Here is a 4,326-nt window from a genome sequence, read left to right on the forward strand (position 1 = left end):
TTGAATTTCTTTGTCAGACATAGTGATCAGCATCTATATTTATATCCAGTCCATGGTGATAAAAACCATCATAAACTAGACATTTTTATTGGTGAGAATATAGACACTTTAAATGGGTTCTAACAAGGTTACTTCACATAAGAAATTTTATGTTAAATGATTGTTAGAAATGCCCCTTGATCGAGGCATTTTCTATAAAGAATACTAAAAACTAATTAAAGCCAACCAAGTTTCAAAACAAGGCAGTTCTCAGCAATCATATTTTTAAATTATATAACTCCCAACTGAGCTTTTGCTCCAACGATAAGGCTTTCATTTTGAGTTTCTAAGGCAAATAAACCATACATCAAAGGAGAGGCCGCTGCTCTTTCTAAAGTCTGTTCATATAGTTTATTCCAAACTTTACCCCCTAGTTTTTCATACTCGATGATTAGAGTTTTGAGGCTTTCTTCTCCAAACAAAGTTACATGCCCAGCAAAATCAATCGCTGGGTCATCTATATGGGCTGTTGACCAATCAATAACGCCTGAAACAGCTCCATCCTTTGAAGCTAGTACATGCCCAGCATATAAATCGCCATGTATAAATTGGGTGAAATCTGCCCATAGAACATCATTATCCAACCATTTTCTGTAGCGGGTTTCCAATTGCTCACTTATACCAATTTCAGATTTTACTAACTGCAAATTGTTTGCTATTTCAGGTCTTAAATCTGAAGGTTTCATAATTTTCAAATCATTTTCCCGAACTTCTTTTTCAGGAATACTATGGATTTCAAATAAGGTTTTTGCCAAAGATGTTATGTATTTCGGGCTATCTTTGTCCATATTCCAAATTATTTCATAGGTTTCAGCATCCAAATTTAAAACAGGATTATCTTTAAGTATGGGATAAGCCACTAATTCTGTAGATGAAATTCTCCAATCAGGAACCTCTACAGAAAGATGTTTTTTTACCAATTCTAAAATGCGTTTTTCTTTCTTGATTTGTTCCCTCATGCCATCACGACGAGGAATACGCAGCAACCATTGTTGCCCCTTTGTATCAAGAGCAAAAACGACCTTAAAATCAATGCCCATTTCATTGAAATTCATTTTGTCCGTAAGCAACAAGCCGTGTGCTTCAGCAAGTGATTGAATATCTTGAATTGTCATTTTTAATTTCCTTTAAAGAGTTCAATAATTAATGTTCGGATTAGATTGGCTATCATTAACAATCTCTCTCAAAAGTCTTGATGATTTTGTGGTCTTTGATCTCGTAGATAATGTCAGCAATATTATCGACCAATTGCTTGTCATGAGATACGAAGATAATAGTTCCTGCATAGGACTTCATCATTGTTTCTAATGCGGCAATACTTTTTAGGTCAAGATAGTTTCCTGGTTCATCCATAAGCAAAATATTATATTTTCCTAAAAGCATTTTGGATAAAAGCAGTTTGATGATTTCACCTCCCGATAAGTCGGATAAGTTTTTTTGAATATCATTCGCTCCGATCCCCATTGAAGCCAATACTGCACGAATTTCCGCAACTGTGTACTCGCACTCTTCCTGCATAAAGGAGAGCACAGATTTATGCGTGTTAAATTTATATCCTGTTTGTGTAAAGTAGCCAATTTCAGCTTTTGGAGATATGGTTAATCCATCAGCACGTTCTGATATCATTTTTAACAAGGACGTTTTCCCTGTTCCATTCGATCCAGTTATAGCGACTTTAGCGCCAAGCGGTATTATAAAGTTAGCGTCATCAAAGATAGTACGGCTACCAAATTTTAAGCTCAGACCATCTGCCGTAATCGGGAACTTATTGTGCAGTTCTAGGGCTGAACTTTGACGAAAACGAATAGAACGCAAATGCTCTGGTGCTTGAATATCTTCTAATGCAGCCAAACGCTTTTCCATACTCTTAGCTGCCTGATACAGTTTTCTTTGCTTGGTGCCAGTCATTTTTGCATGCCCAAGTCGTCCAGCACTTTCGGTAGAGTTTTTGGATTTTTCTCCTTTTTTCTTATTGTCTAATCGATTAGCTTGCTGGCGTTTTTCTTGCACAGCAGATTCTAATCGCTCCCGTTCCTTCATCATCAGCTCATATTCTACGGCTTGGTGTTGTCGCTCTTCTTCTTTTTGACGCAAGTAATCCGAGTAACCACCCCAATATTCCGTAATTTTACCGTCTTTTAACTCCCATATCTTGTCTACAACCATATCAAGAAAATATCGGTCATGACTGATAACAAGTAATGCTCCATCAAATGCTTTAAGTTGACCAATAAGTAGATCTATTCCATTGAGATCAAGGTGGCTGGTTGGTTCATCCGCTAGAATGCCATGTACTTGTTGGGAAAATGCGGCAGCAATTTTTGCACGAGTTTCCTCTCCGCCACTCATTGTGTCGTTTTGTACATTGGAAACACCAAGGCGAGATAACATTGCCCGGTCTTCGACCGTTTCTATTTCGATTCCGCCCAGTTGGCTGATATGTGCAAAATCACCAAAACGCTGTAATGTCGCTTCGGCTAAAACAATTTCGCCATTAAGTACTTTGAGTAAACTACTCTTTCCTGCTCCGTTATCACCCACAAGACCAATACGGTCATAAGAGTGAATTTCCAATTCATCAATATCCAAAACATCACGCCCAGCATAATCCAAGCGTATGTTTCTCGCTTTAATAATTAAACTCATTTTTATTTACTCCTGTTTAGCTCTTGAAATTTTTTATGCAGCAAACAGGATTTAGGTGAAAACAAAAGCTAGCATCACAGTGTCCTCCCAAAAAAAAAGCTATTCATCCACAGGGTGGACAAATAGCTAGTCAATTAAGTTATAACTGGAAACTATGCACTAAAAGCATACTTATAAATTAAGCATACTTTTACTTTATATATCCGCATATATTCTTAAAGACACAACAAAAGCCCACCATTATAAAATAGTGTCACTATGCAAATAGTTGTGTCTTAACGAATGCGGATAGAATGCATAAACTTACCTAAAAAATAAAATTCAGTTTTATGATAACTTTACTGTTAAAAGAAGTCTAGACAACCTTGTTTTATGCTTGGATATAAGGCTTATTTTAAAATAATAGTAGTGAAGATTTTCTAAAATTAACATAATACACCTTATACGAAATAAAAATGGGAGCCTTAAGCTCCCATTTTTTAAGTAATTTTTTCAAATAAGGCTTGGGTGAGCATCTAAAATTCGAATCAATGTAGCTGCTGGTCCAGTTGGATAGCGTTTTCTAATAAAAGATCTAAATACGTATCTTTCATCAATTGAGATTCATTGTTATTCAATATATTGTAGGTTGAAAGTATCAAATGTGAAAGTTGAGGATCAGAACGTAGGGTTGATTCGATAGCAAGTTCGATAGGCTCATTAAATATTCCTTCATAGCTTTTTTTTAACCATGCTGGATCTAAATGCATCATTTTATAAGTGAAGCCGAGAGGATCTGGTGCATTACCATCATGAACTTCTTCAGGTTCAAGCATGAAAGTTTGACCTTGATAGCTATCAATAATTTTTTTTCTACAATTGAATTGTTGATGTCCTAACTCTGTTACCCCTATAAGATAACTTGAGTGTAGATGAGGATCGTATGCAAAGCCTTTGAAGTGGGCATGAATTAGTTCTATACCTGTAGACTTATCCTGTGTGACATTGACCCAATTGCTCATATTTACTTAATTAGTCCTAATGGATTTAGCTTATCAAAAATTATCTAATGAAGAAATTCTAAAATTAACATAATACACCTTATACAAAATGCCCTTGTAAGCCCTTAATCAAGGGCATTTTTAGTCTCTACTTAACATAAAATTTTGGTGGTGCTTCAAAAAGTATGCTGCCTTTAAATGAAGCCATTATTGATGTAAAAGAAAAGAAGGCTAAATCAAAAGCTTTAAAATGGTTTTCAAGCTTTTTTGAAAAATTACAGCTTCTTCTGAAGCTACGCCTAATTCTATGCCTTATTTTGCAATTATTGCCTTCAATACCTACAGTAAAAAATTTACCAATACTTTGCTTACCATTTTTAAAAGCAGTGATGAAACTGTCCCAATGATCACTTGCAATTCGGGTGTAGTGAATATCTAATTGTTTAAGCTTTGTCTTCAATTGTTAGACTGTAGCTAAATCTCGTTTACCCCAAACATAAGCAACAATTTCACCTGTTTCTCGATGATAGGCGTAAATAAGCCATTGTTTATTCTTTTTATTTCCAACAAAATTCCAGAACTCATCTACTTCGAGAGATTCATAATGACTTTGCTGAGGCTGAATTTCATAGGTTGATTCAGTTAAAGTACGTAAAACTTT

2 protein-coding genes and 3 pseudogenes are annotated in these 4,326 nt (G+C 35.4%); all 5 read right to left on the reverse strand.

All coding sequences use genetic code 11. The features are described from left to right. Nucleotides 1-269: 269 nt before the first annotated feature. Nucleotides 270-1,154: an Mph(E) family macrolide 2'-phosphotransferase gene (locus FTU38_RS16360; protein WP_000155092.1), complete on the reverse strand. Its 885-nt coding sequence runs from the start codon at nucleotides 1,152-1,154 to the stop codon at nucleotides 270-272. 55 nt (nucleotides 1,155-1,209) lie between these two features. Continuing rightward, entirely contained in the window at nucleotides 1,210-2,685 is a 1,476-nt protein-coding gene (gene msr(E), locus FTU38_RS16365) for an ABC-F type ribosomal protection protein Msr(E) (RefSeq protein ID WP_000052512.1), read from the reverse strand. A 492-nt stretch (nucleotides 2,686-3,177) separates the two neighbouring features. Then, nucleotides 3,178-3,246, reverse strand: a pseudogene (locus FTU38_RS16370) (transcriptional regulator); the annotation flags it as partial. A gap of 14 nt (nucleotides 3,247-3,260) precedes the next feature. Then, nucleotides 3,261-3,686, reverse strand: a pseudogene (locus tag FTU38_RS16375) (AraC family ligand binding domain-containing protein); the annotation flags it as partial. Between the two features lie 173 nt (nucleotides 3,687-3,859). Beyond that, nucleotides 3,860-4,326: pseudogene (locus FTU38_RS16380) on the reverse strand (IS1 family transposase); the annotation flags it as partial.

The organism is Acinetobacter sp. YH12098 (assembly GCF_013419235.1).
In the GTDB taxonomy this organism is placed as follows: Bacteria; Pseudomonadota; Gammaproteobacteria; order Pseudomonadales; family Moraxellaceae; genus Acinetobacter; species Acinetobacter amyesii.